This is a genomic window from Cupriavidus sp. CuC1 (assembly GCF_044627735.1).
GTDB lineage: Bacteria > Pseudomonadota > Gammaproteobacteria > Burkholderiales > Burkholderiaceae > Cupriavidus > Cupriavidus ulmosensis.
In genome coordinates this window covers 16,752-42,080 of record NZ_JBIUHC010000014.1, presented here as the reverse complement: position 1 = coordinate 42,080, position 25,329 = coordinate 16,752, and the positions used below count along the sequence as shown (strand labels likewise).

Sequence of the window (25,329 nt, the reverse complement as noted above, 5' to 3'; positions counted from 1 at the left end):
CCAGAACAGGTCACCCCGTTCCGCTATACGGGCAGGCCCGCAAGCCTCATGCCAACTGGAGCGGCCGTGGCACGCATATTGCGGCTGATGAGGTGAACGCATAAAAGGGGGCGAGCCATGCTGTATCAGGTGTACCAGACTTATGCGGATCTCATGCAGCCCGCATGCTGCATGGCCGACATGGTGTCGAGCACCCTTGCCGCCAACCCGCGCCTGGCAGGCAGCGAGCCGATGCGCGCCACGCGCGCGGCCTGCGACGTGCTGGCGCTGAGCCGGTTGACGCACCATCGCCCGCCCTTCGCCATCGACAGCGTGATGGTGAACGGCACACCGGTACAGGTCACGGAGGAAGTGACCGGGAGCACGCCGTTCTGCTCACTGCTGCACTTTCGCAAGCACGGCGTCTCGGGCCAGCCGCGCGTGCTGCTGGTGGCGCCGATGTCGGGCCACTTTGCCACGCTGCTGCGTGGCACCGTGCAGACCATGCTGCGCGATCACGATGTCTATATCACCGACTGGCACAACCCGCGCGACATCTCGCTGGCGCATGGCCGCTTTGGCTTTGACCAGTACGTCTACCACCTGATGGATTTCCTGCGCGCGCTTGGCGGCGGCACACACCTGATGGCGGTATGCCAGCCCACCGTGGCCGCGCTCGCCGCCGTGGCGTTGATGGCCGAGGATAGCGATCCGGCACAGCCGCCGAGCCTGATCCTGATGGCCGGCCCCATCGACGCGCGCATCAACCCGACCAAGGTCAATGAGCTCGCCACCAGCCAGCCCATCGAATGGTTCGAGCGCTCGCTCACCAGCTACGTGCCGTTTCGCTTTGCCGGCGCGATGCGTCGCGTGTATCCCGGCTTCATGCAGCTGATTGCCTTCATGAGCATGAACAGCGAGCGCCACCAGCAGGCCTTCCGCGACCTCTATGATCTGCGTGCCAACGGCCAGCATGATCGCGCGGATGCCATCCAGGTGTTCTACGAGGAATACTTCGCCACCATGGACCTGACCGCTGAGTTCTATCTGGAGACCGTGAGCATGGTGTTCCAGGAATTCCTGCTGGCACAGGGCCTGCTGGACGTCGGCGGGCGCCGCGTGAACCCCCACGCGATCCACCGCACGGCACTCCTCACGGTGGAGGGCGAGCGCGACGATATCTGCGCCATCGGGCAGACCATGGCCGCGCAGGAACTGTGCGGCAGCCTGCGGCCCTATATGCGTATGCACCACGTGCAAACCGGCGTGGGGCATTACGGCGTGTTCAATGGCAAGCGCTGGGATTCGCAGGTTTATCCGCTAGTGCGCAACGCCGTCCATATGAACGCGTAATGTTGAACACACAAGGCCGAACGCATAAGGCCACGCGGCGCGGATTAAGCGGCGTCGCGGTCCGCCGGCCACGGCGTCACCGCTGGCACCGCGCACGGGCCCTCGACTTCGACGGTGCCAAAATCCGCTGGCCCCACGATCTCCAGGTACTCCATATCCGGCGAGTAGTCGAACAGGAAATGCGTGATGCCGGGGCGCTGGTGCACACAATCGCCGGTCGCCACCAGCGTCTCCTTGTCCTCGTACATAAAGCGCGCCCAGCCCTTGAGCATCAGCACCACATGGAACTGCGCCTCGTGCCGGTGCCAGCCTGTGCCTTGCTCGGGCGGCTGGTTGGCCTTGACCAGTTGCACCAGCAACTTGCCGCCGGTGGCCTCGGCGATGCCCAGGTCGCGATACAGGAAGAAATCGCGCAAACCCTGGTCGACGAAGGCGGTGTCTTGCGGGCGCACGTGGGAGAACTTCGTGGGAGAGGCGTCCGTGGCAGCATCGCCGGCGGACGCGGTGGACTTGCTGAGGGACTCGGCCATGACAAGCTCCTTTCGCTGGGGGAAACGCTCTGCGCTGCGACGCAACATTCACGCCAGCGCCCGGCCTGCCCGGCAGCGCCGGAAGCGGCGAGAACCGATCCGAATGTGGCGCGCCGATCGCTGCGCAAGGCGCACGCCGGATGATCGCCCGACGCTTCTGCACTCGTCGAGGGCGCTGGCGGGCACCGGGTCGGTGCCGCGGCACGGCGCGTTGACGGCTATCATGCAGCGATGTCCACTCCCGCCGTAACTTGCATGCCGCCTCTCAATTCTATGCATTTCCAAGGCCAGGAACTGATCCGGGTCGGAGACGATTCGAGTTTCTTGCTGCTCGCCCCGGAGTTTGGCGCCCGCCTGGTGCGCTGGGTGCATCGCGGCGAGGACATCCTTTACTGGCCGGAGAACGCCGACTGGTCCCAGCTGGCCCGCGTGCGAGGCGGCAACCCAATCTTGTTCCCCTTTATTGCCAGGCACTTCGTCGACGGCGTGCCCGGCGCATGGAAAGACGCCAGCGGCACCGTGCGGGCGTTGCCGGTCCACGGCTTCGCACGCGACCTGCCCTTCGCGGTCACGCAGTTTGAGGCGGGACGCAGCCTGACCATGACGTTGCAAGCTTCGGACGCAACGCGCGCGGCCTACCCCTTCGAGTTCCTGTTCGAGGTCACCTACCGGCTGCTCGACGACGGCCTCGAAGCCACGTTGCGCACGAGCAATGCCGGCGAGCAGGCGCTGCCTTACTACGCTGGCCATCATTTCTACTTCCCGCTTGCCCACCAGGCGCGCGCCGCTTCCACGCTGGCCATGCCGGCCGCGCAACGGATGCGCCAGCGCCCCGACGGCTCGCTGGAGTCGAACGGCCAAGGCGCTGAGACCTATCGGCTCGATGACCCACGCCTGCAAGACACATTTCACATACTGCAGGCACAGGCTGTAGCGCCGCGCATCAGCGCGCTGGCCACGCCGCCCGATGCCACCGCCCCGCATGGCCGCAAGCTGGTGATCGAGCTGGATACGCCGGGCAGCACGCCGTGGTTCGCGGTCACCACCTGGTCGGAGCGCGCCGACTCCGACTTCTATTGCGTGGAACCCTGGCTCGGCCTGCCCAACGCCATCCACCACGGCACCGGCTTGCGCTGGCTCGCGCCAGGCCAGGAAGAAGCGGCGGTCTGCTGGCTGCGGCTGGATCCATAGGGGGCAAGCGCGCTATCGAGTTTTCCCGGACGCTTCGGCAGAGCGCGGCTCGGTCACGCGGGAGCCGCGCCGGACAGTGGACAAGCCATTTCCCGACGCGATCCTCGATGCAGGCCCCATTCGCGGTAGATGCCCACTAGGCGCTGGGCGTTCTGTCTATCAGAACTTGGTGGCCTGCATCCTGAAGCTTGGCGTGGCGGTTCGACCTGTGGCTCGCAGCTCCCCCTGCCCCCCTGGGGCCACCTGCGATCCCATCCACTATAATCGCGCGGTCGCGACGGGGGTTCCGCCGCTATTGAGAGTCAAGCAGAGTTTATGACGTTTCGAGCAACGAAGCTGGCTACCTTTGCCAGCGCCCTGGTTCTGGCATTTCCAATTCTTCTTCTCTGTGTGCCACGTGGTTCAGGGATCTTTCTGGCCGCGGTGGCAGTGCTAGCGTTATGCGGCGGCCACCGAATGGCCAAGACCTGGGGGACATACCGTGATCTGCTCAATCCCTTGAGCCTGGCCATTCTGGCCCTGATGGTCGTCTACCTGGGATCAAAGCTGTACTTCGGCGTGCCGTGGAACGTCATTGACAACCCGTCAAGAATTCTACTTGCCCTACTGGCCTGCGTGGTGTTCATGCGCACGGTCCCGGATCCCACTGCAATCTGGCGTGGGATCACCATCGCACTGGTAGCTAGTCTCGCAATCGTCACCATTCAGCACTACACGCTAGGCGAAGAACGACCGTCCGCGTGGACACAGGCCATTGCGTTCGCCAACATGGTCGCCGCGCTTGGTTTAGTCGGCTTTGCTCGACCGGGCACCAGTCGTTGCGCGCACGGGTTGGCTTGGGTGAACCTTGTGCTTGCAGCGATGATCCTGTTCTTGAACGGGACACGAGGGGCAACGCTCGCCATGCTTCTCACCGCGCTTCCGCTGCTCTTTGTCCGGTACCGCGGACTGAGCGCTGCAAGGTTCTTTGCTGCAATAGCGCTTTTTGCAGCGTTGGGCGTTGGCGCCTATCTGATTCCGGGCGGTCCTGTAGCGCAGAAAATTGATCAGGTGCGCAACGAGGTCGGGCAGTTCGAGAAAGGGGATGTGGAAACATCCGTCGGCGCGCGTCTGGAGGTATGGAGAATCGCGGCAAAGTCGATCACCACGCACCCTTGGATGGGCGTAGGAGTGGGGCAGTTTGCCCGAATCCTGCATGCATCTGACTTCTGCAAGAGCACCAAGTCCGCGGCCTGCAATCTGGAGCACGCACACAACGACGTGGTGGAGGCTGCCGCAACCACCGGCCTACCCGGCATGCTCGCGCTGCTGGGTATATTCCTTATTCCTGCAGTCCTGTTTCTGCGGACGTTGCGCGCATGCCGCAGCAATGACAACGCGCTCGGCGTCAGCCTCAGTGGGGCTGGCCTTGGCGTCGTGATGGCAAGTTTGATCAGCGGCCTGACGCAAGTGACGATGGCGCATCAGGCGAACATCGTCTTCTACGCCGGCATTATTGGGCTGTTGCTCGGTCTAGCCGGGGTGCAAGCAAAGCTTCCCCGCGCCGCCAAGGCAAATGCCTGAGGAAGCCCTGTTCAACGACTTGCCAATCAACGGCCGGACGCGGAAACATGAAAGGCATCGGAAACCATGCTAAAATCCGCCTCCAGCAAGCCTTAGCGGGCGTCGTATAATGGCCATTACCTTAGCTTCCCAAGCCGCAACGGCCTGACCAAACCCACTGTTCATGCGGGTTTCATACGCGAGTTCTCGCGGCTGACCATCTTTCCCCACCAAATCTGCGTGTCTTGGCGCGATGCAAGTTTCGGCGCCACCTTGTTCTGAAGAAAGCTAATATCCTACCGATCGCTGTATAACCGGTGTTCAGACGCTGAATCGCAAAGATCCCGTGCTGCCACTTTCGCTAGGTCGGGCTGAGCGCCATGGTTTCGAATACTACCGGCATGGCACGTTATCGCTCTATGCGGCATTCAACACGAGAACGGGTGAAGTGCTTGGCAAGACGGCTGCGCGGCACACCTCTGCAGAGTTCGTCGCGTTTCTGACTGACATCGTGGCCAATCAGCCTCGCGGTAAAGAGATCCATGTCATTGCCGACAACCTCTCCGCCCACAGGAGCAAGCTGGTTGAAGCATTCTTGGCCGACCACACCAACGTGCATATGCATTTCAGTCCAACGTATTCGTCATGAATCAATCAGGTGGAACTGAGGTTCGCCAAGATCGAGCGAGATGTCATCGCCCGCGGCATCTTTACCTCTGTGAGCGATCTCAATCGAAAGCTCATGCGCTATTTACCGCCACTACAACAAACAGCCCAAACCTGTGAAGCGGAAGAACTTCGATTCCGCTCGTCGAATTACTCCCAGATCAAACGTTACGGCCCACTAGTAGCATCGAGCAAGGCCACAACAACGCGTTAGCGGCCTAGATAAACGGCTGTAATCTCCTCGCGATTGTGGCCCAACTCGGCAGACACTTGGAGCCGTGCTGCACGATCCACGGCCCGCTGCTGCGGCGTGAACTGTGCTGACACTGGACCACCCGCGGCAGGAGCAAGCCAGCCGGTGAGCTGGTGGTAACGCTGCTGGGCATACTCATGCCGAAGGCCATGTAACTTCGACATGCCAGCCTTCTCGACAGCCCAGACATAGCGGTGGAGCTGGTCGACGTACTTGAGATTCTTCGGGATCATGGAGCCACTTCCACAGAGCGCTACCGCACGCGCAAGCACAGCCCGCTGATGCTCATTCGTGACAGGCACAGCACGTGCCCGGCCGCCCTTACACCAGGTTGGCTTGAGCTGTATCTCCCGTACTACATCCGGCGTAAGGCCTGTCAGCGCATACCTCGGCTGAAACTTGAGGCACTCCTCTCGGCGCAACCCAAAGGCCTGCTGCAACTCGACAGAACAGCGCAGACGTTCATCGGTAATTTTCTCGATATCACCCGACGCCAGCACCAGTGCCTTAGAAACGTTGGTCACATACCTGCGCCTGCCAATGCCCAGCTCGGCATTCGTACGCGGAACACAATTCCGCTTGCCGACCTTCTCTGCCCACCACCGTACATGTGACATACGGTTCTTCATGGTGCCCAGAGCAATGCCGGAGGCCTGCCAACGATTGACCAGCGCGGCAACATGCTTTGGCTTCAACCCGGTAGCAGGAAGCATTCGGAAGCCCATGTCCTTGAGGTCATGAGCCACCTGCGCGAGCACTTCCCTGCGGGCCGCCTGGGTCGCATACGAGCCATCCCGATTGCGGTCAACCATACGCATCAGGTCCACAAAAATATCCAGCTTCACTAGATTCCTCACTTGGTCAGTGTTAACGGCGGCTGGCTAAACCAGCCCTGGCACCGGAACCCTCGGGTAGCGGTACGGGATACAGGGAACAGCTACGGCACCACCAGCGGGCCTGTGCGTCCCGTCAGGCACACACAGACGTTCTGGCGACAACATGCCGGGACTACGTGAGGTGGAGCGCTACAACAGCATCGATGTCCGGGGCTGATGCGGCAAGTAACCGCATTGCTCCAGCCACATCGCGCCCGGGCCAGTCGAACCTTCTTCGTACCATCGTCATCGATGTCCAGCTTCACGAACTGACCATCGCACTAGGTACAGGCTGTCCCTACGTCCACCTTCATCACCTTCCCCAACTGACAACGGTTGGGTTCCGTTCGTTGGATGTCTGCTTTGAGAGTGCAGACGAACTCGCCAGATACAGTCCGGCCATGCTCAGGCTGTCCTGAGAGCATCACTAGGGAGAAGGGCATGAAACCCCTTATCAACGCTTCCGAATAACGGCCACAGCGAAAAGGCAAGAGTGGACGTGAGTACAAGGGCATGCAAAACCCTTCGGCTACGATTCAGGAAAGTTGCGGAGGAAGGTAGAAGACAGGAAAACGGGAGGGATACCCGCAGCGACGCTACGGGGATCATTGCAGGCAGGGGATGAGAGCTGGACGGACTTAGACAGCCCGCCCGGATGGCCCAAAAAATGGATAGACGGTGGCCAAGGGAAGCGCTTACGGTGCCAAAGCGCCCAAGCCCATGAACCGCATCCTGTCGTGGCGCGCCGCGCCGATGTCGATGTCAATGCCGCTAAAGCGGCGATAAGTGCTGACAGAATAATCTGTAGAATTCAATTTGACAAGGTTGCCGGCGCTTCATGGCCCCTCACCTTAATTCAGGCGAGCTTCTTGAGCTGCCATGCGCTACGCCCCATAGCACAGTTGACTTGTCCGATGCCCCCTTGATCAACGAAACCATCTCCCACGGCCGAGGCTACCACTGTCGCGCCCAGGAAAACGGTTCATCCGACTTTCGTGTGGGTCAGCGCAGCCGGATGTAGGTTGAGACCACCGCAGTGGAAGTAGACGGCGATCTTAAAGTGGTCCGGATTGCGATAGCCGCAGGCTCGCTTCTGGACAGTGGCGATCTTGGAATTCAACCCCTCGGCAACGGCATTGGTGATGCGATGTTTGAAGTAGGTCAGCACATTCGGCAAGTGGCGGGCGATCAGCCGGGCGGCGTCAATCATCGGCGCCAGCCGGCTATGGGTCGCCCAGAAGTACCAGCGCCTCCAGAAGCGTGTGGCCCAGCCGGTGGTGCGGTAATTCCACAGCCCCCGCAGCGCCTCCTTCAAGGCCCAGGCTCGAGCTGTTTTCAGCTCCATCGTCCTCAGTGCATTGAAGCGTTCCCTGGACGGCTCCAGCATGTTCTCCGGGTTGGTCAGCCACAGGTATTTGCTGCGAGCAAGGGTGTCGTCTCCGGCTTTCAGCAACGCCTTGTGCTCCTGCTTTCTGACTTTGTCCACCGCCTCAATGACATGGCGCATGATGTGGAAGCGGTCAAAGACCATCTTCTCGTCTGCGCCAGGCACATTGGCCTGGCAGGCGTTGATGTAGGCCGGCCACATGTCCAGGCTGATTGCGTCAATGGCCTCGCGATCCGCCACCGGGAAGGCCTCGAAGTAAGCGGCCAAGCTGGCCTGCTTGCGCTCTTCTCCGATGTATTCCACCGTCGCTTCTTCCAGATCGCACACCAGCGTCATATAGCGATGTCCCTTGGCGATTGCCTTTTCATCCACGCCCATCAGCCGGGGCATCTCGTTGGCTTTCGCCGCCCGCCCCCCTCAATACAGCTCTTTCCATCACGTGCCAGGCAGTCCCACGTAATGCGCAAGATCTCCGCGGCTCGCTTGACATTCGTTGCCAGCAATATGTCGATGGCCAGCGCTTCAAACAGATGCGTAAACCGACTCCCAGCCTCCGCCCACGGCATCCTCACTTGCCTCACGCCATGCTCCGGACACGACACTCGCGGAGGCCGCGCGTGCAGATACGTCAGGAACTGGCAGCTATCCAGGTGTCGCCACACCCGTTCTCCAAGGTGGTCATAGACCCACCCCTTTCAAAGTGATTAGACGACACGTCCAGCCTTGATGACACGGGCGGTAGAAACATGCCGCCGTGCTACGCATCCGGCCACATAGCCGTTCTTCTTCGGCGCTTTCGGTCCCCGCGTATGTTTACGCATCGCGCGGGGATCAACGTGCGTCGCCATCTTGATCAACTCGCGACCGAGCTGAGCTGGGGTGAGGAGGTCATAGGCCTGCCACACCTCGGGCGGCACCGCGATCATCATGCCGGCATAAGTTGCCCGGATTTCGCTGGCGAGGTAATACGGTGAGAGCTCGATGTCGCTGGTATCCAGCTCATGCCGGATTCTCACCGCAGTCGCAATCACGCTCAGTACGTTATACGCGAGCGCCGCCACGCCGAAGGCCAGCAGCGCCGCGCGCGGTTGGCTCAACGAACGAATCTCACTGTTGAGCACCGATTCCAGCCGCTGAAACATATTCCCTATGCTCCAGCGTCGCCGGTATAGCCGGGCGACGGCCTCAGCCGTCAGATGGGCGGACGGGACATTGGTCAGCAGGCGGATGACGGTGTCACCATCCTCGGTGGCGCCATCCAGATGCAGCTCGATGCGCCGCAGCACCAGCGGCGCGTTCGATTCATCTGGGATGCTGACCGCTTGCTCGTACACGATGCCGGTTTCGACCCGGCCCATTTCGCGTAGTGGCTCCAGCTCGCTGGGGCTCGGATTGCGGCCGTGCTCCCGCACGATGAAGGCGCTGCCGCGACGCTGCCACCCGGCAAGAATCGCCCGGGTGCTGAAGTTGCGATCGGCGATCCACAGTTCGGCCGGCTGGGCCGATGCGAGCAGGGTTTCCATGATGGCCCGCTCCTGGGCGTGCGCATCTTCACAGGGCACCAGATCGACGATCATCGCCGTGCCCGGGTCATAGACGACCAATGACTGCCCTGGCAAGGCCGCACCCCGAAACCCCCGCAATGGTTTCAGGCGCTTTTCGCTCGCCGGCAAATGGCTGCCATCCACGATGCGCAGGCGATAGCCATTCACCGATGGCGGCTGCTTGCGCAACATCGGTTGCACGACCGGCCCCAACCGCTGCGCACTGCCTTGCACCAGGGCACGAACCAGCCCCGGCTCGGTCCGGCTGAGCTTGTCGTACAGCGCGGTGATGGAAACCGGCAGCGCCGGACTGGCCTTGGCTGCCGCATGCACCGACGGGCGCAGCCCCACGGCGACCAGCGACATGATTTCCACCGTCGTCGAGAACAATAACTCCCGCGTGTACTGCGTTTCACGCTCTTGCTCGAACAATTCGTCGATCCAGGCCGGATCAAGGGCGCGTTGCAACCCCAGGCGCGCCATCACGCTGATCGGGCTGTGTTCGAGAAAGCGTTCCACTACTGCGTCCAGTACCACGCCATTGACTCCGGTTTCTGTTCGAGAACACGGAGGGTGCCCTAATTTTCGTCACCTTGAAAGGGGTGGGTCATAGACCGCCAATTCCCTCCCGCACTCGGGGCACGAAAACCGCTGTCCCTCCAGTTGCCCTACATGCACTTCGACATGCTGCCGCGCCACGTCCAGGTCGACACGCTCCACCGTCCATGGCGCAGTCACGCCAAGCAGCTGCCGGTACAGTTCCACGCTGTCCATCGCACACCTCCTTACCAAGCCATGCGCGAAAGCGTACTACCTACCCACACGAAAGTCTGAAGAACCAGGAAAACAAAACGGTCGGGATTCTGGACCTGATCGATGCGACCGGTTGCATTGTGACCGTAGTGGAGCCCACCCGCTGGGCACTGCGCTGCTCGTGCCGGGCGATTGTGCCCTGGGGTGGATCTGACACCAATAAGCCTTGGCTGTCTTTCTTGCCAGAGGGCTATGGAGGCAGTTGGTGGTCGGCGCTGGTCTGCCGGCGCCCGCAGTGGCAGCTGCGCCCACGGCGCTCCGCCCGTTCCGCCTCCTGTACGCGAAGACTGTTCCGGGCAACCCAGATGACGAAGGCCGCGATGGGCACGCCCACGGCCAAGACGGCTAAGCCGATCGTCATAGCGATGCTCCCAGACTACAGTGTGAGATATAGGGATATAACTCCTGCCTGACCGCGTGGACGCGGCTCGACAGAAACAGTGGATCTGCCAGGCTGAATTCAAAGCGCAGCACCTGGTTGCGGATCCGGCGCCAGTGGCAGGGCAGCGCGCCTCTGCCCTGCCAGTAGGCGGTACAGGCGGCCACGCACTGTACGGCTGCCTGGTAGTGGGCCAGCTGGCCCTCCTGGTATTGCAGGTAGGCCGCCACCAGCCGCCGCAGTTGCAGCGCGGCAGCCTGCTGGGGAGCAGGAAGGCGAAACGGCCGCTGCGCCAGGGTGGCGCCTAGGGCGTGGTACGGCGCGGCCGTCCGGGCGAGATCGCCGGCGTGGCGTGCCGTTTGCCAGAGGACAAACATGCCGCTCATGGTGAGAGTGTGCTCCGGTTCGGCGCCGGCAAGGGGATGCCGACGCCGACATAGCATAGCCAACCTCGCCCGGAATGTCACGATTAGTGTGTGGCCGATTAGTGTGCACCCTCCCACAGTAGGGGCCATGAAAACGATCCTACGCCGTCGCTTTGGCAAGCGCATTCGTGAACTTCGCCAAGCCACCGGCCTGTCCCAGGAAGCCTTTGCCGATCATGTGGGCTTTGCCCGCACCTACATGAGCCGGATTGAGACCGGCGCTGCCAACCCGTCGCTGGACGCGATCGAAGCGCTGGCCACGGCGCTGCGGATCAGCGTGGCGGAACTCTTCAGCACACTTTGAGCGCGGTGATCTGCGATCCTTGGGTCCCTAACAGGCTGCTGAAACAAACGATGAAGCTTTCCCTGTGCGGTTTTTGTGCCCCGCATTTTTCACAGTCCGGAAGCTGCGCGTCACTTCATCACCTTTTTCAGTGATTGGGGCCGGTTTCCGGCCCCATTGCCGCGATTACTGCAACTGCGGACGGATTCGTCCCAGCGAGCGCATGCGCACGAGGTTGTAGGTGGCCATGCTCAGGACAAACCGCTGGTCGACCTTCTTCAGGCTGCGCGCCATCACCTGACGCATGCGCCCCACTGTATTGACCCAGCCGAAGCCCTACTCGATCAGCTTGCGCGTTTGCTGCGAGATGACATAACCCTCGCTGCGAGCAATGGCATCAGGAACGGTCCGAGCGTCGTCCCGAGGTGTTTTGTGCCACGTGCGGCGTCACCTTCATCTCCAGGCATGCGTGAATGTGTTGATTTGCATCCAAATCTGACCCAGGTAACGCTGGTTTTTGCATCGAATGTTGACCCACGTATAGAACACTGTCCTGCTCGGGAACCCTAGACAGACCAGCGGGTCCGTCTACTGACATTTAGGCGGCGCAAGATGGAAGTCCTGTTTCTGGACCAAAACAAGTGGATCGAACTCGCCCGCGTGCGAGCAGGTGTGGTGACCACGGGTCCAGCGTACATTGCCTACGCAGAACTCCACGAGGCCGTCGACAAAGGCCGAGTCATTGCCCCGTTGACGGTCTCTCATATCCTGGAGACATCCAAGCGCAACGACCAAACAAGTCGTACGCACGTCGTCGAGGTACAGTCCGCCCTTAGTAAGGGCTGGGTCTTCAGAAGTCGTGAAGCCCGAATTCTGATCGAGATGCGGAACGCGTTGCACTCCATATTCGAGGAGTCCCCGGTTCAGTTTGACTTAAACTGGGCCATCGCTCCAAGTTTCATGCAAGCGTTCGAGACTTTCGACACGCTCGTGGCTTCGCATACCGAGGCTACTACATCTCGCTTCCTGAATGAGCACGTTGATCCGAAGCGTCAATACATCGACTACATGCTCGATCAGGACGACCAGCGCCGTCGAACGGCCCATGCCGCATTCTCCGCTGAATCGGACGCGCTTCTTGCCAGAATCGAACAACGTCGCGCGCTCATGAGAGGCGCAACAATCGATTTGCGCTGGCGAGCATATGCGGCTCTGCTCTTCTACGATCATCAAGGCTATGTTGCCCACATGCTCGAGGTCATTGGGCATACCGTAGATGAAATGAAGCAGCTCGGACCGGAGGCAATTGTGACGTTCATCCGAAACGTTCCAACTTTGAACGTGGAGGCTGCGTTAGCCACTCGCCTGGAGGCGCAGACCGGTTCTCTGGAGCCGAATGACATTCGCGACATGCAGTCCTTCTGCGCCGCCATTCCATACGCAAACCGTCTGGTTGCGGAGAAAAGTTTCATTTCCCTGGCACGGCAAGCCAAGCTGGATGCCAGTTATCAAGCTGGCTTGTACACGAACCTGACAGACATCAGTGGCGTGTACAAATGACGCGTACCACTCAGACAAATGGAGACTCAAGAGTCTGGTTGCGAAAGTAACGCCAGCGTACCCAGCAAGCCGAGTGGCAGTGGATACACTTTTCAATGCAGCAGCCAGCACGGGCGCTTGCACTTGCCGGGGAATCCCGCGTAGAATCGCGGTTTCGCGGGCGTCGTATAATGGCCATTACCTTAGCTTCCCAAGCTAAAGACGTGGGTTCGATTCCCATCGCCCGCTCCACCTCAGATTGAGACGAGCCGCCTTCGCCACTGGTCGCATGCCCGATCAGGATTCGCCCGGCGGCTTTTTTGTTGCCATGCTCCCCCAAGACCCGAGTTCCGACCCGACGCCAGCTGACGACGCTGACAACGCGCCCGCCAAGGCTGCCGACGGCAGCGACGTGGCGCATCCGCGCCGTATCCGTTCCTTCGTGCGCCGCGCGGGGCGAACCTCCACCGGCCAGCAGCGTGCCATCGATGACCTGGGGCCGCGCTTTATCCTGCCCTACGCACCGCAACCGCTCGACTGGGAGGCCACGTTTGGCCGCGCCGCGCCGGCGATCCTCGAGATCGGGTTCGGCATGGGCGAGACCACCGCGCATATCGCGCAACTGCGCCCCCAGGACAACTTCCTGGGCTGCGAGGTGCATGAACCCGGCGTGGGCGCCCTGCTCAAGCTGCTGGGCGAGCGCGAGATCGGCAATGTGCGGATCATGCCGCATGACGCCGTTGAGGTCATCGCGCACATGCTGACGCAATCCTGCCTGGACGGCGTGCATATTTTCTTCCCCGACCCGTGGCACAAGAAGCGCCACAACAAGCGGCGCCTGGTGCAGCCGCCGCTGGTCAAGCTGCTGGCCGACCGCCTCAAGCCGGGCGGCTACCTGCACTGCGCGACCGACTGGGAAGAATATGCTCACCAGATGGTGGAAGTGTTGTCGGGCGAGCCCACCCTGGCCAACACCTCGGACGCCGCCGACGGCTTTGCGCCGCGGCCGGACTACCGCCCGGTGACCAAGTTCGAACGCCGCGGCGTGCGGCTGGGGCATGGCGTGTGGGACGTGGTGTTCCGCAAGCGGGCCTGAAGGCGAAGGCCGCCCCGAGAGACGGCGCACAATAAAAAAAAGCGTGGCCTGGAGCCACGCTTTTTTATTCCTGCGACAGTCGCCGGTGCTACCTACTGCGACTACCGCGACCGCCTTCAAGCATGCCAGGCGATCAGCCCCGAGTACGCGGTCGCCAGCACAACGATGCCGAAGATGATCCGGTACCAGGCAAAGGGCTTGAAGTCATGGGTGGCGACAAAGCGCAGCAGCCAGCGCACGCACAGGAAGGCGGACAGGAAGGCGAAGACGAAGCCGATGCCGAAGATGCCCAGGTCGTCGGCGGACAGCAGCGCGCGGGACTTGTACAGCTCGTAGACGGTGGCGCCGAAGATCACCGGGATCGCCAGGAAGAAGGAGAACTCGGTGGCCACCTGGCGCGACAGCCCGAACAGCATGCCGCCGATGATGGTGGCGCCGGAACGCGAGGTGCCCGGGATCAGCGCGAAACACTGCGCCAGCCCGACCTTGATCGCATCGCGCCAGTGCAGGTCGTCGACCGACTCGATGCGCGGTGCGCCGGCCTTGGCGGCCTCCAGCAGCGCGTTGCCTTGCGGGTGGGAGACCTGGCCGCGATGGCTTTCGCGCCATTCGGCCCACAAGATCACCACACCGCCGATGATAAACGCGGTGGCCACGGTGATCGGGTTGAACAAGTGGGCCTTGATCCACTTGCCGAATACGAGCGCCAGCACGATCGCCGGCACGGTGGCCACGATCACATTGATGGCAAAGCGCCGGGCCTTTTCATCGGTGGCCAGTCCGCCCACCACGGTGACGATGCGGTGGCGGAACTCCCAGCAAACCGCCAGGATGGCGCCGAACTGGATCACGATCTCGAAGATCTTGCCTTTTTCATCATTGAAGTCGAGCAGCTGGCCGGCGAGGATCAGGTGGCCGGTGCTGGAGATGGGCAGGAACTCGGTCAGTCCTTCGACGATGCCGAGGATCACGGCTTTCAGGGCGAGGGCAATATCCATGCTGATTGGAATGAGTGGAATGCTGAATGGAGGAGCAAAGGAAAAGCCAGGAACAGGCCGAGGACAAGCGAGCAAAAAGGAAACGAGCAACCGTCAACCCTATGCCATCAGCCACGCACCAGGCGCCAGGAATCACGACTATCCGCCACGACCATGACACCGGAGTGGCTGTGCAAAGCGCATGCCTGCGCGTGGCGCGTCATCAAGGACGATTGATCTTGACGTTGATCCCGTTGGGCAAAACGGTGATTGTACCGGGTTCGACACTGGCGCCGGCGAGGCGCAGCTCGTCGGGACGGAAGGTGTAGAGCGGATAGCCCTGCAACAACTGCTCCGCAAGGATGCCGCCGAGCGCATTGAGCTGGCGCGTGAATTGAGGCGGCAGGCCTTTGACGTCGAACTGCTGGACCTGCGGATCCTGCAGCACCACCGCGCGGCTGGCCGGATCGTAGCGCAGACCGCTGTCCAGCGCGAAGCGGCCTGCCAGCGGCTCGCCGAAGAACAGGCGGTTGTTTACGGTGGCGTCGAACTGCACGTTGACCCGGTTGCGGCTGGGATCGAGCGTGAGCTGCGGGTTGGCGAGCTGGATGTCGAACAGCTCCATGTAGCGCTTGTTGAACGGAAACTTGCGCTCCAGGGCCGATTGCAGCTGGCTCTGTGAGAAGGTGTAATCGTTGCCCATCATGCCGCAGGCAGCCAGTGCCGCGGCCAGCGCGGCGGTGCCGCTTGCTGCCAGCCAACGCCGGCGAGTGATCATGACCATCTGTTTGTTCCTTGCGGGTTCAGCCGGCGCGGCCAGGCGCGGTGGCAACCTCGAGTTGCGTCAGCCAGGCCAGCGCATGCCCGCGGGTTTCGCCGCACATGTCGGCAGAGGGCTTGAGCCCGGCGCAAAATGCCGGCCGCGTGGGCTCGCCAAAAATCGCGCAGCGCCGGTCGGGCAGCAACTGCACACAGGGTACGCCGGCCGGCTTGCCGCCGGGCATGCCGGGAATCGGCGAGGTGATGGAGGGCGCGGTGCAACAAGCGCCACAATCGGGCCGGCAGGAGAGTTCAGACTGATGGGACATGGCAAAGGTTCAGGCGCGGACGACGCCCGGCAGCCCATATTGTGCCCCAAGCCGTTCGGCCCTCCCCGCGCTTGACCGCCGGATTCCGCTCCACTACATTACTGACCCAAGAGTTATTAATTAGCAAATCTCGCGGCGCGCCCGCCCGCAGAGGTGCGCAGCGCCCCAGTGAAAAATCCTCCAGGCCAGAATCAGGAATCCGCGAACACCAAACGCTGGGCTCGCCGCAAGGCCGCGCGCCCACAGGAACTGGTGGCTGCCGCACTCGATCTCTTCGTCGAACGCGGCTATGCGGCCACCCGGCTGGAAGATGTCGCTGCCGCGGCTGGCGTGTCCAAGGGCACGGTGTATTTGTACTTCGCTAATAAGGAAGAGCTGTTCAAGACGGTGGTGCGCGAAAACCTGGTGCCGACCCTGACCAGGGGCATCGACCTGGTGGAGAACTACCAGGGCTCGACGCCGGAGTTGCTCAGGGAATTGCTGCGCGGCTGGTGGGGCCTGGTCGGGGCAACGCCGGTAGCCGGCCTGACCAAGCTGATCATGGCCGAATCCAGCCATTTTCCTGACATTGCCCAGTTCTACCATGAGGAAGTGGTGCTGCCGGGAGATGAGTTGTTCGCGCGCGTGCTCAAGCGCGGTGTGGCGCGTGGCGAGCTGCGAGACATGCCGGCCAACCCGACCACAACGCTGATCTGCGCGCCGCTGATGTTCCTGATGCTGTGGCAGCGTGCGTTCAGCGCGTCGTCGCGCATCGAGATCGACCCCGAGGCGTTCCTCGACAACCTGCTCCAGATGTTGCTGTTCGGCCTGACTACCGGCGCGGCGCGCGATACGCCGCTGCCACCTAAGGTCGGCCCCTACGTCTGGGAACAGATACAACAAGAAGCCCTGGCACAAGCGCAGGGGCAGCAGGCCGCGCGGGAGACCCCGGCGCAGCCGCCGGAGACAGCATGACCCGACGCAAGAAAATCCTGATCGCCGCGGTCGCCACCATTGCGGTGATTGCCGTGCTCAGCGCCGCTGCCGCCGTGCGCAAGGCGAGCAACGGCAAGCACGGCGCTGCCCCGGCTGCCGGGGCGCCCGAGTTGGTGGAGTTCCTGCAATTCGACCTGGTCGATGCCGCTACGCAAGACTTGCGCGTGTCGCTGCCGCTCTCGGGCGGGCTGCGGGCGCTCAACCAGGCCTCGGTCAAGGCCAAGGTCTCAGGCGAGGTGCAGCAGGTGCTGGTGCGCGAGGGCGAAGCCGTGCGCGCTGGCCAGGTCATCGTGCGCATCGATGCGACCGAGTACCAGGCCAAGGTGGCGCAGGCGCGCGGGCAGATGCTGGCGGCGCGCGGCCAGTACGAGAATTCCAGGCAGACCTTCGAGCGCAACCGCGACCTTGTGGCCAAGGGCTTTATCTCCAAGACCGCCTTCGACAGCTTCCAGAGCAACCTGGACGTGGCGCACGCCAATCTCGACGCCGCCCAAGGCGGCCTTGAAGTCGCGCAGAAAGCGCTCGCCGACACCATCGTCAAATCGCCGCTGGATGGCCTGGTGGCCGCACGCGCGGTGCAGCCGGGCGAGAAGGTCTCGCCCGACACGCGCCTGATCGACGTGGTCGACCTGCGCGCGCTGGAACTCGAGGCGCCGATCCCCATGGCGGATGTGGCTCGCGCTGCCATCGGCCAGGCGGTGCAACTCGATGTGGAAGGCAGCGGCCGCTTCGAGGGCAAGCTGGTGCGCATCAACCCGGCGGTAAGCCAGGGCACGCGCAGCATCACGGTCTATGTGCGGGTGGACAATCCCGAGGCGCGCCTGCGCGCGGGCATGTTCGCCCAGGGCGCGCTGGTGCTCGGCCACCACGCCGGCGTGGTGGCGGTGCCGGCCACGGCGGTGCGCAGCGATGGCGAGCGCGCCTTCGTCTACAGCGTGGAGAATGACGTGCTGGCGGAACGCCAGGTCCAGCTTGGCATCCGCGACGATGCGAGCGGGCTGGTGGAAATCGCCAGCGGGCTGGCCGCCGGTGCCAAGGTGGTGCGCAACAACCTCGGCACCCTTCGCGCGGGCAGCCGCGTCAAGCTGGTCAAGGCGTAGGAGCCCCCGCCCATGTGGTTCACCCGCCTGTCCATCCACAACCCGGTGCTGGCCACCATGATGATGATGGCCTTCATCGTGATCGGCCTGTTCTCCTACCAGCGCCTGCCGGTTGACCAGTTCCCAGACATCACCTTCCCCATCGTCGTGGTGCAGACCGAGTACCCCGGCGCCGCGCCGGAATCGGTGGAGTCCGACGTCACCCGCAAGATCGAGGAAATCGTCAATACCATCTCCGGCATCGACGAGATCTTCTCGCACTCCTACCAGGGCACCTCGGTGGTGGTGATCAAGTTCGATCTCTCCGTCGATGTGGGCCAGGCCGCGCAGGACGTGCGCGACAAGATCGCGCTGATCCGCCCGCAGTTCCGCGACGAGGTGAAAGACCCGCGCGTGCTGCGCTACGACCCGTCGGACGCGCCGGTGTTCTACCTGTCCGTGTCGAACGCGCCGGGCGCGCAGCGCACGCAGCGCGAGCTGACCACCATCGCCGACCAGATCGTGCGCAAGCGGCTGGAGACCGTGCGCGGCGTGGGCGCCATCAGCCTCGTTGGCGGCACCAAGCGCGAGGTCGAGATCCGCATCCGCCCCGCCCAGCTGGAGGCGCTCGGCATCGGCGTGAACCAGGTGATGGACGCCATCCGCAACGAGAACCAGGAACTGCCCGCGGGCGAGCTGCGCTCCACCTCCACCGAGACGGTGGTGCAGATCAAGGGCCGCGTCATCACGCCGGATGCCTTCCGCCACATCATCGTGGCGCGCCGCGCGGGCCAGCCGGTCACGCTGGAGCAGGTCGCCGACGTGCGCGACGGCGAGGAGGAGCAGGAAAGCCTGGCGATGCTGGACGGCAAGCGTGCGCTGTTCCTGGCGGTGGTGAAGGCACAGGGCCAGAACACGGTCGACACCGTCGATGGCCTGATCAAGATGACCGACGAGGTGCGCAAGCTGGTGCCCGCAGGCGTGCAACTCGCCGTGGTCAACGACGCGGCACGCGGCATCCGCAGCAGCGTCAAGGAAGTCCGCTCCACCCTGCTCGAAGGCGCCTTCCTGACGGTGGCCATCGTCTTCCTGTTCCTCGGCTCATGGCGCAGCACGGTCATCACGGGGCTGACCTTGCCGATCGCGCTGATCGGCACGTTCGGCGTGATGTATATGTTCGGCTTCACGCTCAACGTGATCACGCTGATGGCGCTGTCGCTGTGCGTGGGCCTGTTGATCGACGACGCCATCGTGGTGCGCGAGAACATCGTGCGGCACAACCTGATGGGCAAGGACCATCGCACGGCAGCGCTCGACGGCACCAACGAGATCGGGCTGGCGGTGCTGGCCACCACCTTCTCCATCGTGGCGGTGTTCCTGCCGGTGGGCTTCATGGGCGGCATCATTGGCCGTTTCTTCCACCAGTTCGGCGTGACGGTGGTGGCGGCGGTGCTGATCTCCATGTTCGTCTCGTTCACCCTGGACCCGATGCTGTCCTCGGTCTGGCACGACCCCGACCTGCACGGCACCGGCAACAAGAAAGGCCTGTACGGCCGCACCGTGGGCCGCATGCTGGACTGGTTCTCGGCACGCATGGATGCGCTCGGCCACGGCTATGGGTCGATGCTGGGCTGGGCGCTCAAGCACCGGCTGGCCACCGCCATCATCGCGGCGGTGACGTTCTTCGGCAGCTTTGCGCTGGTGCCGCTGATCGGCACCGAGTTCGTGCCTGCCGCCGACCTCGGCGAAACGCAGGTGGGCTTCACCACGCCGGTGGGCACATCGCTTGCAGTTACCGAAGCCAAGGTCAGGCAGGTGCAGGCCGCGCTCAAGGCCTTCCCCGAGGTGGCCTACACCTACGCCACCATCAATTCGGGCAACACGTCCGGGCGCAACAACGCGCTGGTGTCGGTGCGCCTGACCGAGCGCCGCGCGCGCAAGCTCACCACCACGCAGCTCAACCCGATGATCCGCGAGCGCATGGCCAGCATCGCCGGCATCACGCTGACCATGGTCGGCATGCCGGACGGTGCCGGCGGCCAGAAGGCACTGCAGGTCTCGATCCAGGGCGACGACCTGGAAACACTGCGGCGCCTGTCGCTGGAAGCCAGCCGGCGCATGGCCGCGGTGCGCGGCCTGACCGACCTCGACTCCAGCATGAAGGACGACCGCCCCACGGTGGAAGTGCGCATCCGCCGCGAGCTGGCGTCCGACCTGGGCGTGGGCATCGTGCAGATCGGCAACGCGCTGCGCCCGTTGCTGGCCGGCGACGCCATCAGCTCATGGCGCGCGCCCGACGACCAGAACTACGACGTACGCGTGCGCCTGCCCAAGGACGCCCGCACCGGCATGGCCGACCTGAGGGCGCTGATGATCGCCAGCAGCCAGAACAACACGGATGGCTCGCCGCGCATGGTGCCGCTGCGCCAGATCGCCGAGCTGGTGCCCACCACAGGCGCCAACCAGATCAGCCGGCGCGACCTCTCCCGCGAAGTGGAGCTGACCGCCAACACCGCGGGCCGCTCGCAGGGCGAGGTGGCACGCGAGGTCAAGGCAGCGCTGGACGGGATGAACTGGCCGGCCGGCTACAAGTACCGCTTCGGCGGCTCCACCAAGTCGATGAACGAATCGTTCGGCTTCGCGGTGTCGGCGCTGGCGCTGGCGGTGATCTTCATCTACATGATCCTGGCCTCGCAGTTCGCCAGCTTCTTCCAGCCGATCGCCATCATGACCTCGCTGCCGCTCACGCTGGTTGGCGTGTTCGCCGCGCTGCTGCTGTTCCGCTCCACGCTGAACATGTTCTCCATCATCGGCTTCATCATGCTGATGGGGCTGGTGACCAAGAACGCCATCCTGCTGGTGGATTTCGCCAACCAGGCCCGGCGCGGCGCCGACGGACAGCCGCCGATGTCGCGCGAGGCCGCGCTGATCGCAGCCGCGCGCGTGCGGCTGCGGCCGATCCTGATGACCACGCTGGCCATGATCTTCGGCATGGTGCCGCTGGCCTTCAGCCTGGGCGAAGGCGCCGAGCAACGCGCACCGATGGGCCAGACGGTGATCGGCGGCATCATCACCTCGTCGGTCCTGACCCTGGTGGTAGTGCCGGTGATCTATACGTACCTCGACGACTTCAGCGCGTGGTTGGGCCGCAAGTGGCGCGGCAAGCAAGCCGTGGCGACTCCCGCCACCGCGCCCGAAGCCGGCGACACAGCAGCGCACAAGCCAGCAAGCGCAGAATGAGGCAAGCCGCCCCAAAAGCCCTGAGAAGGCCGGGAGTCAGCCCGGAATGGCGCAGCCATGGCCGGACTGCGGCATCGAGGCCACAACCTGGGCGACTCGCTTGGGCAAGTGTCTTGGCGCGGGGTTAAAATATCAGGTTTGACGGATTTCCCCGGCCCCTGGCACCGCGCGGCCGGAACTCTGAACTGATTAGCGGTTGGCATTGGAAGGAATGGCAAGATGGACCTCGAGAAAGCCCGATTCAATATGATCGAACAGCAAATCCGCCCCTGGGATGTGCTGGATCAGGAAATCCTGGACCTGCTGGCGGTAGTCAAGCGGGAACAGTTCGTGCCGCAGGCCTACGCCGCGCTGGCCTTCGTCGACATGGAAATCCCGCTGCCGGGCGGCCAGAACATGCTGGCCCCGCGCGTGGAAGCCCGCATCCTGCAGGACCTGGCCGTGCGCAAGCATGAGCAAGTGCTGGAAATCGGCGCCGGCTCCGGCTACATGGCCGCCCTGCTCGCTCACCGCGCGCGCCACGTGCTGACCGTGGACATCCTGCCGGAGCTGGCAGAGCTGGCCCGCAAAAACCTGGCCGACGCCGGCGTGACCAATGTCGACGTGGCCCAAGGCAATGCCGCCACCGGTTGGGCCGCGAGCGCCCCGTACGACGTGATCTGCATTTCCGGCGCGCTGCCCTCGGTGCCCGCGTCCATCCTGTCGCAAGTCAAGGTTGGCGGGCGCATCGCCGCCTTCGTCGGCGCGCTGCCGGCCATGGAAGCGCAGATCATCACGCGCGTCAGCGAGACCGAGTACAAGACCCTCAACCTGTTCGAGACCGCCGTCACGCCGCTGATGGGCGCCGAGCAGCCGTCGCGCTTCCAATTCTGAGCGGGAAACAAGACATGCAGGTAATCAACGCCCCCGAACTGATGCACTGGCTGGCGGATGCCAGCCGGCCGCAGCCGGTATTGCTCGACGTACGCGAAGGCTGGGAGGTGCAGACCTGCGCCATGCCCGGCATCACGCATATCCCGATGGGCCAGATCCCGGCACGCGCCGGCGAGCTCGACGAAGACGCCGACATTGTCTGCATCTGCCATCACGGCGCGCGCAGCATGCAGGTGGCAAGCTTCCTCGAGCGCCAAGGCTTTGCCAAGGTCTATAACCTGACGGGCGGCGTCCACGCGTGGGCCGAGCAGGTCGACCCGGCAATGCCGAAGTACTGAGCACCACGATCACGAACAGCACTACCAGCACCACAAGCATCACCAGCACCAATCTCTAGGCGCCGGCTTCCCGCGGCGCCAATTCCCTTGAACGCTGATCGTTAGAAACGTTAGCCGCGCGCCCGGTGCCCGGCAGACTGGAGATGTCATGAGGTTTGCGCTTTTCCCTGCGCGGGGCGTGCCCAAGACGCGCCTGGCACTGACGGGTTCCCTGCTTGCGCTGCTGCACCTGCCGGCCGCGCATGGCGCCGACCTGCTCCAGGTCTACCGCGATGCACAGGCCAACGACGCGCAGTTCGCCAGCGCGCGCGCGCAACTGGTGGCCAGCCAGGAGAAGCTGCCCCAGGGGCGTTCGGGCTTGCTGCCGCAAATCAATGGCACGGTCGGCGCCACGCGGACCAAGATCGAGCAATCGGCACCCATCTCCGGCGACCGTTTTATCAACGGCAATAACTGGGCACTGCAACTCACCCAGCCGCTGTTCCGCTGGGACCGCTGGGAAACCTACAAGCAAGGCGAGCTGGCGGCGCTGGCCGGCGAGGTAACCTTCAGCCAGGCGCAGCTCGACCTGATCACCCGCACCTCCCAGGCTTACTTCGACGTGCTGGCCGCGCAGGACAACCTCTACCTCGCCGGCGCGCAGAAGAAGGCCATCGGCGAGCAACTCGCACAGGCCAAGCGTAACTTCGAAGTGGGCACGGCGACCATCACCGACGCCAACGATGCGCAGGCCCGCTACGACCTCGCCACCTCGACCGAGATCGCAGCGCAGAGCGACCTGGAAATCCGGCGCGCCAACCTGCAGCAGATCACCAGCAAGCCGGTTGACGAACTACTGGGATTGCGCACCGCCGCCACGCTTCCCGGTCCGCAGCCGGCCGATGTGAACACCTGGGCCAGCCAGGCGGAGAACACCAATCCGCAAGTCGGCCTGGCCCGCTACAACCTCGACACCGCGCAACGCGAGTACAACAAGGCGCGGGCTGGCCACCTGCCCTCCGTCGACCTGGTGGCCTCGTACGGTTTCAACAACTCCACCGGTAGCGCGGTCCAGACCGTCAACATCAGCAACCGCTACAACAGCGCCCAGATCGGCGTACAGCTCAACGTGCCGATCTACAGCGGCGGCCAGATCCAGTCGCGCGTGCGCGAAACCGCGGCGCTGGCCGACAAGGCCGCCAGCGACCTCGAGTTCGCACGCCGCACCGCCGCCCAGAACGCGCGGCAAACCTACTCCGGCGTGTCCAACGGCCTCGCCCAGGTCAAGGCCCTGGAAGCCGCCGAGCACTCCGCCCAGAGCGCGGTGGAATCCAACCAGCTCGGCTACGAAGTCGGCGTGCGCATCAACATCGACGTGCTGAACGCCGAAGCACAGTTGTTCTCCACCCGCCGCGACCTGGCCAAGGCGCGCTACGACACCATCATGAACGGGCTGCGCCTGAAGGCCGCTACCGGCGCGCTGACCGAGGACGATGTGGTGCAGATCAACACGCTGCTGACCTCAAGCCCGGGCTCGATGTACAAGCTGCCGGAGAAGGTCAAGCTTGGCACGGCATCGCCGGCAGGCACGCCAGCCGTAAAGCGCCCTGCCACACGCAAGGAAGCCATTGCCGGAGCGCCCGCGCCGCGCAGCTGAACGCGGAACACCAAGCACCGATCGGCAATCGGTATCGACTGAAAACCAAAACGCCGCGGCTTCGACCGCGGCCAGCTTGCGGACAAACCTGCGATGTGGCCGGTTTGCTCCCCTCTCCTACTTGTGGGTGGCTGTCTCCCTCTCCCCTCATGGGGAGAGGGTTGGGGAGAGGGGCGGTTTGGCTAGGAGCCACTGGAAGCGAAGCCAATTGTTTTATCCAGCACGACGGCGTAACGGGCGCCCGCCCTCTCCCCCGGCCCCTCTCCCACAAGTGGTCGTCATTGCGGACGGCATTGGCGCGTCCGGTCGGCTTCGGCCAATGCCCCTGGTTTGTCATTAATCTCGCCGCGGCTTCGACGGCGGCGTTTTGCTTGCTGGCTTAGCCTGGCTCAGTTAGCCCTTGTACGCGACTCCACGTTGAGCAACTGCCAGCGAATAGCCGAAGCATCCATCGGCGGGTTCTCCACCCGCGTCTCGCGCACCCGCAAGGTGTACGCCACACCCGGCTCGAAATCCAGCCCCTCGATCGGGCCATACCAGAGCGTCCATGGCGCATTGGGGTTGTCGCGCACGCGATAGCAGGTCTGCCGGCCCATGCCCGAGCACTCCACCCGCTGCGAATCCACATACACGATCTTCTCCACGCCACCGGCGGCCGCCTGCGCATCCATCTTCGCGCCGCGCCTGCCCACCCCTTCACGCTCGACGAATTGCAGCAGGTCGCCGTCGGCGGTCTTCCAGATGATCTGGCGTCCCGTCGATCCGGCCGACGGCTGCGTGCCCACGGTGGTGAACGGCGACTGCATGGTCTTGAGCAACGCGCTCTCCAGCTCGCCGCGCGGCGGAACGCAAGCCATGCGCGTGCCGGCCAACCTGTCGAAACTCATGCCGGTCGCCGTCTTGCCGTAGCCCCCGGTAAAGCGATTGCAGCCGCTGTAGCCGCTGACGGTGCCTTGCGCCGAATCGATGCCGCCGTTGAAGTCAAAGATGATCGGCTCGCCGTTGTCGCCATGCGGGATGGGCTTGAGCGTGCCATCGGCCTGCTGCCAGCGCACCAGCTCCCAGCGGCTGGGGCCGCCGGTCTGGGCCTGGTTCAGGCTGACGCCGGCACCCGGCGAATCCGGCGCGGGCGAGGTTGCACAGGCGCCCAGGGCGGCGGCAAGCAGAACTGCAGCGGCGGCACGCGCGGTCAGCGCGCCGGGGGAAAAACGAGTGGTTTTCTGCATGTGAAAGCTCCTGTAGGGAGGCGCGGCCTGGCCGGCCTGCAC

The 25,329-nt window shown here is 63.6% G+C and carries 23 protein-coding genes, 1 tRNA gene and 3 pseudogenes; 14 read left to right on the top strand and 13 right to left on the bottom strand.

What is annotated here, in order from left to right; all coding sequences use genetic code 11:
- The first annotated feature begins 117 nt into the window (after positions 1–117).
- Positions 118–1,332, top strand: coding sequence for a polyhydroxyalkanoate depolymerase (locus ACGLHR_RS08675; RefSeq protein WP_400093245.1), 1,215 nt, complete (start codon positions 118–120; stop codon positions 1,330–1,332).
- A gap of 44 nt (positions 1,333–1,376) precedes the next feature.
- Here ACGLHR_RS08675 and ACGLHR_RS08670 read toward each other — a convergent pair whose 3' ends face one another.
- Positions 1,377–1,862: a cupin domain-containing protein gene (locus ACGLHR_RS08670; RefSeq protein ID WP_400093243.1), complete on the bottom strand. Its 486-nt coding sequence runs from the start codon at positions 1,860–1,862 to the stop codon at positions 1,377–1,379.
- 255 nt (positions 1,863–2,117) lie between these two features.
- Here ACGLHR_RS08670 and ACGLHR_RS08665 point away from each other — a divergent pair, with 255 nt between their 5' ends.
- The 3 genes and pseudogenes from ACGLHR_RS08665 to ACGLHR_RS08655 all read left to right on the top strand — a co-directional run.
- On the top strand, positions 2,118–3,053 hold the full coding sequence (locus ACGLHR_RS08665) for an aldose epimerase (RefSeq protein WP_400093241.1): 936 nt from the start codon (positions 2,118–2,120) through the stop codon (positions 3,051–3,053).
- Between the two features lie 315 nt (positions 3,054–3,368).
- Positions 3,369–4,616: an O-antigen ligase family protein gene (locus ACGLHR_RS08660; RefSeq protein WP_400093239.1), complete on the top strand. Its 1,248-nt coding sequence runs from the start codon at positions 3,369–3,371 to the stop codon at positions 4,614–4,616.
- A 292-nt stretch (positions 4,617–4,908) separates the two neighbouring features.
- Positions 4,909–5,443: pseudogene (locus ACGLHR_RS08655) on the top strand (IS630 family transposase); the annotation flags it as partial.
- Positions 5,444–5,471: 28 nt separating this feature from the next.
- Here ACGLHR_RS08655 and ACGLHR_RS08650 read toward each other — a convergent pair.
- The 7 genes and pseudogenes from ACGLHR_RS08650 to ACGLHR_RS08620 all read right to left on the bottom strand — a co-directional run bounded on the left by ACGLHR_RS08650 (position 5,472) and on the right by ACGLHR_RS08620 (position 10,898).
- A complete protein-coding gene (locus ACGLHR_RS08650; RefSeq protein ID WP_400093312.1) occupies positions 5,472–6,332 on the bottom strand; it encodes a phage integrase N-terminal domain-containing protein in 861 nt (286 codons plus the stop codon).
- A 1,039-nt stretch (positions 6,333–7,371) separates the two neighbouring features.
- The gene (locus ACGLHR_RS08645) at positions 7,372–8,166 is read right to left on the bottom strand and encodes an ISL3 family transposase (protein ID WP_400093238.1); all 795 of its coding nucleotides are present in this window, start codon (positions 8,164–8,166) and stop codon (positions 7,372–7,374) included.
- Positions 8,154–8,378, bottom strand: coding sequence for a helix-turn-helix domain-containing protein (locus tag ACGLHR_RS08640; protein ID WP_400093310.1), 225 nt, complete (start codon positions 8,376–8,378; stop codon positions 8,154–8,156). The genes ACGLHR_RS08645 and ACGLHR_RS08640 overlap by 13 nt, the downstream gene beginning before the upstream one ends.
- A pseudogene (locus ACGLHR_RS08635) lies at positions 8,373–8,444 on the bottom strand (transposase family protein); the annotation flags it as partial. The pseudogene ACGLHR_RS08635 and the gene ACGLHR_RS08640, both read right to left, overlap by 6 nt.
- A gap of 36 nt (positions 8,445–8,480) precedes the next feature.
- On the bottom strand, positions 8,481–9,803 hold the full coding sequence (locus ACGLHR_RS08630; RefSeq protein WP_400093309.1) for an IS4 family transposase: 1,323 nt from the start codon (positions 9,801–9,803) through the stop codon (positions 8,481–8,483).
- Positions 9,804–9,908: 105 nt separating this feature from the next.
- Positions 9,909–10,094: a hypothetical protein gene (locus tag ACGLHR_RS08625; protein ID WP_400093237.1), complete on the bottom strand. Its 186-nt coding sequence runs from the start codon at positions 10,092–10,094 to the stop codon at positions 9,909–9,911.
- 396 nt (positions 10,095–10,490) lie between these two features.
- A complete protein-coding gene (locus ACGLHR_RS08620) occupies positions 10,491–10,898 on the bottom strand; it encodes a hypothetical protein (protein ID WP_400093235.1) in 408 nt (135 codons plus the stop codon).
- A gap of 127 nt (positions 10,899–11,025) precedes the next feature.
- Here ACGLHR_RS08620 and ACGLHR_RS08615 point away from each other — a divergent pair, with 127 nt between their 5' ends.
- Positions 11,026–11,241, top strand: coding sequence for a helix-turn-helix domain-containing protein (locus ACGLHR_RS08615; protein ID WP_267604026.1), 216 nt, complete (start codon positions 11,026–11,028; stop codon positions 11,239–11,241).
- Positions 11,242–11,406: 165 nt separating this feature from the next.
- Here ACGLHR_RS08615 and ACGLHR_RS08610 read toward each other — a convergent pair.
- A pseudogene (locus ACGLHR_RS08610) lies at positions 11,407–11,710 on the bottom strand (IS5/IS1182 family transposase); the annotation flags it as partial.
- Between the two features lie 122 nt (positions 11,711–11,832).
- On the opposite strand from ACGLHR_RS08610, the gene ACGLHR_RS08605 reads away from it, so the two are divergent.
- From ACGLHR_RS08605 to trmB, 3 genes are all read left to right on the top strand, one after another.
- The gene (locus tag ACGLHR_RS08605) at positions 11,833–12,780 is read left to right on the top strand and encodes a hypothetical protein (protein WP_400093233.1); all 948 of its coding nucleotides are present in this window, start codon (positions 11,833–11,835) and stop codon (positions 12,778–12,780) included.
- Positions 12,781–12,936: 156 nt separating this feature from the next.
- A tRNA-Gly gene (locus ACGLHR_RS08600) sits at positions 12,937–13,011 on the top strand.
- A 76-nt stretch (positions 13,012–13,087) separates the two neighbouring features.
- Positions 13,088–13,855: a tRNA (guanosine(46)-N7)-methyltransferase TrmB gene (trmB, locus tag ACGLHR_RS08595; protein WP_400093231.1), complete on the top strand. Its 768-nt coding sequence runs from the start codon at positions 13,088–13,090 to the stop codon at positions 13,853–13,855.
- A gap of 116 nt (positions 13,856–13,971) precedes the next feature.
- Here trmB and ACGLHR_RS08590 read toward each other — a convergent pair whose 3' ends face one another.
- The 3 genes from ACGLHR_RS08590 to ACGLHR_RS08580 form a co-directional block, all read right to left on the bottom strand.
- A complete protein-coding gene (locus ACGLHR_RS08590) occupies positions 13,972–14,853 on the bottom strand; it encodes an undecaprenyl-diphosphate phosphatase (protein WP_267604031.1) in 882 nt (293 codons plus the stop codon).
- Positions 14,854–15,055: 202 nt separating this feature from the next.
- Positions 15,056–15,616 carry a DUF1439 domain-containing protein gene (locus tag ACGLHR_RS08585; protein WP_267604032.1) on the bottom strand — a complete coding sequence of 187 codons (561 nt, stop codon included), beginning with the start codon at positions 15,614–15,616 and terminating at the stop codon, positions 15,056–15,058.
- A gap of 19 nt (positions 15,617–15,635) precedes the next feature.
- On the bottom strand, positions 15,636–15,920 hold the full coding sequence (locus tag ACGLHR_RS08580) for a YkgJ family cysteine cluster protein (RefSeq protein ID WP_267604033.1): 285 nt from the start codon (positions 15,918–15,920) through the stop codon (positions 15,636–15,638).
- Positions 15,921–16,088: 168 nt separating this feature from the next.
- Here ACGLHR_RS08580 and ACGLHR_RS08575 point away from each other — a divergent pair, with 168 nt between their 5' ends.
- From ACGLHR_RS08575 to ACGLHR_RS08550, 6 genes are all read left to right on the top strand, one after another.
- Complete coding sequence (locus ACGLHR_RS08575) at positions 16,089–16,874, top strand: TetR/AcrR family transcriptional regulator (protein ID WP_267604034.1); 786 nt, start codon at positions 16,089–16,091, stop codon at positions 16,872–16,874.
- On the top strand, positions 16,871–17,995 hold the full coding sequence (locus ACGLHR_RS08570; protein ID WP_400093229.1) for an efflux RND transporter periplasmic adaptor subunit: 1,125 nt from the start codon (positions 16,871–16,873) through the stop codon (positions 17,993–17,995). The genes ACGLHR_RS08575 and ACGLHR_RS08570 overlap by 4 nt, the downstream gene beginning before the upstream one ends.
- 12 nt (positions 17,996–18,007) lie before the next feature.
- On the top strand, positions 18,008–21,214 hold the full coding sequence (locus ACGLHR_RS08565; protein ID WP_400093227.1) for an efflux RND transporter permease subunit: 3,207 nt from the start codon (positions 18,008–18,010) through the stop codon (positions 21,212–21,214).
- Between the two features lie 219 nt (positions 21,215–21,433).
- A complete protein-coding gene (locus ACGLHR_RS08560; protein WP_267604037.1) occupies positions 21,434–22,087 on the top strand; it encodes a protein-L-isoaspartate O-methyltransferase in 654 nt (217 codons plus the stop codon).
- Positions 22,088–22,101: 14 nt separating this feature from the next.
- Positions 22,102–22,425: a rhodanese-like domain-containing protein gene (locus ACGLHR_RS08555; RefSeq protein WP_267604038.1), complete on the top strand. Its 324-nt coding sequence runs from the start codon at positions 22,102–22,104 to the stop codon at positions 22,423–22,425.
- Positions 22,426–22,573: 148 nt separating this feature from the next.
- Positions 22,574–24,061, top strand: a complete 1,488-nt coding sequence (locus ACGLHR_RS08550) for a TolC family outer membrane protein (protein WP_400093225.1) — start codon at positions 22,574–22,576, stop codon at positions 24,059–24,061.
- Between the two features lie 389 nt (positions 24,062–24,450).
- On the opposite strand, the gene ACGLHR_RS08545 is transcribed toward ACGLHR_RS08550, so the two are convergent.
- Complete coding sequence (locus ACGLHR_RS08545; RefSeq protein ID WP_400093223.1) at positions 24,451–25,287, bottom strand: META and DUF4377 domain-containing protein; 837 nt, start codon at positions 25,285–25,287, stop codon at positions 24,451–24,453.
- Positions 25,288–25,329 lie beyond the last annotated feature (42 nt).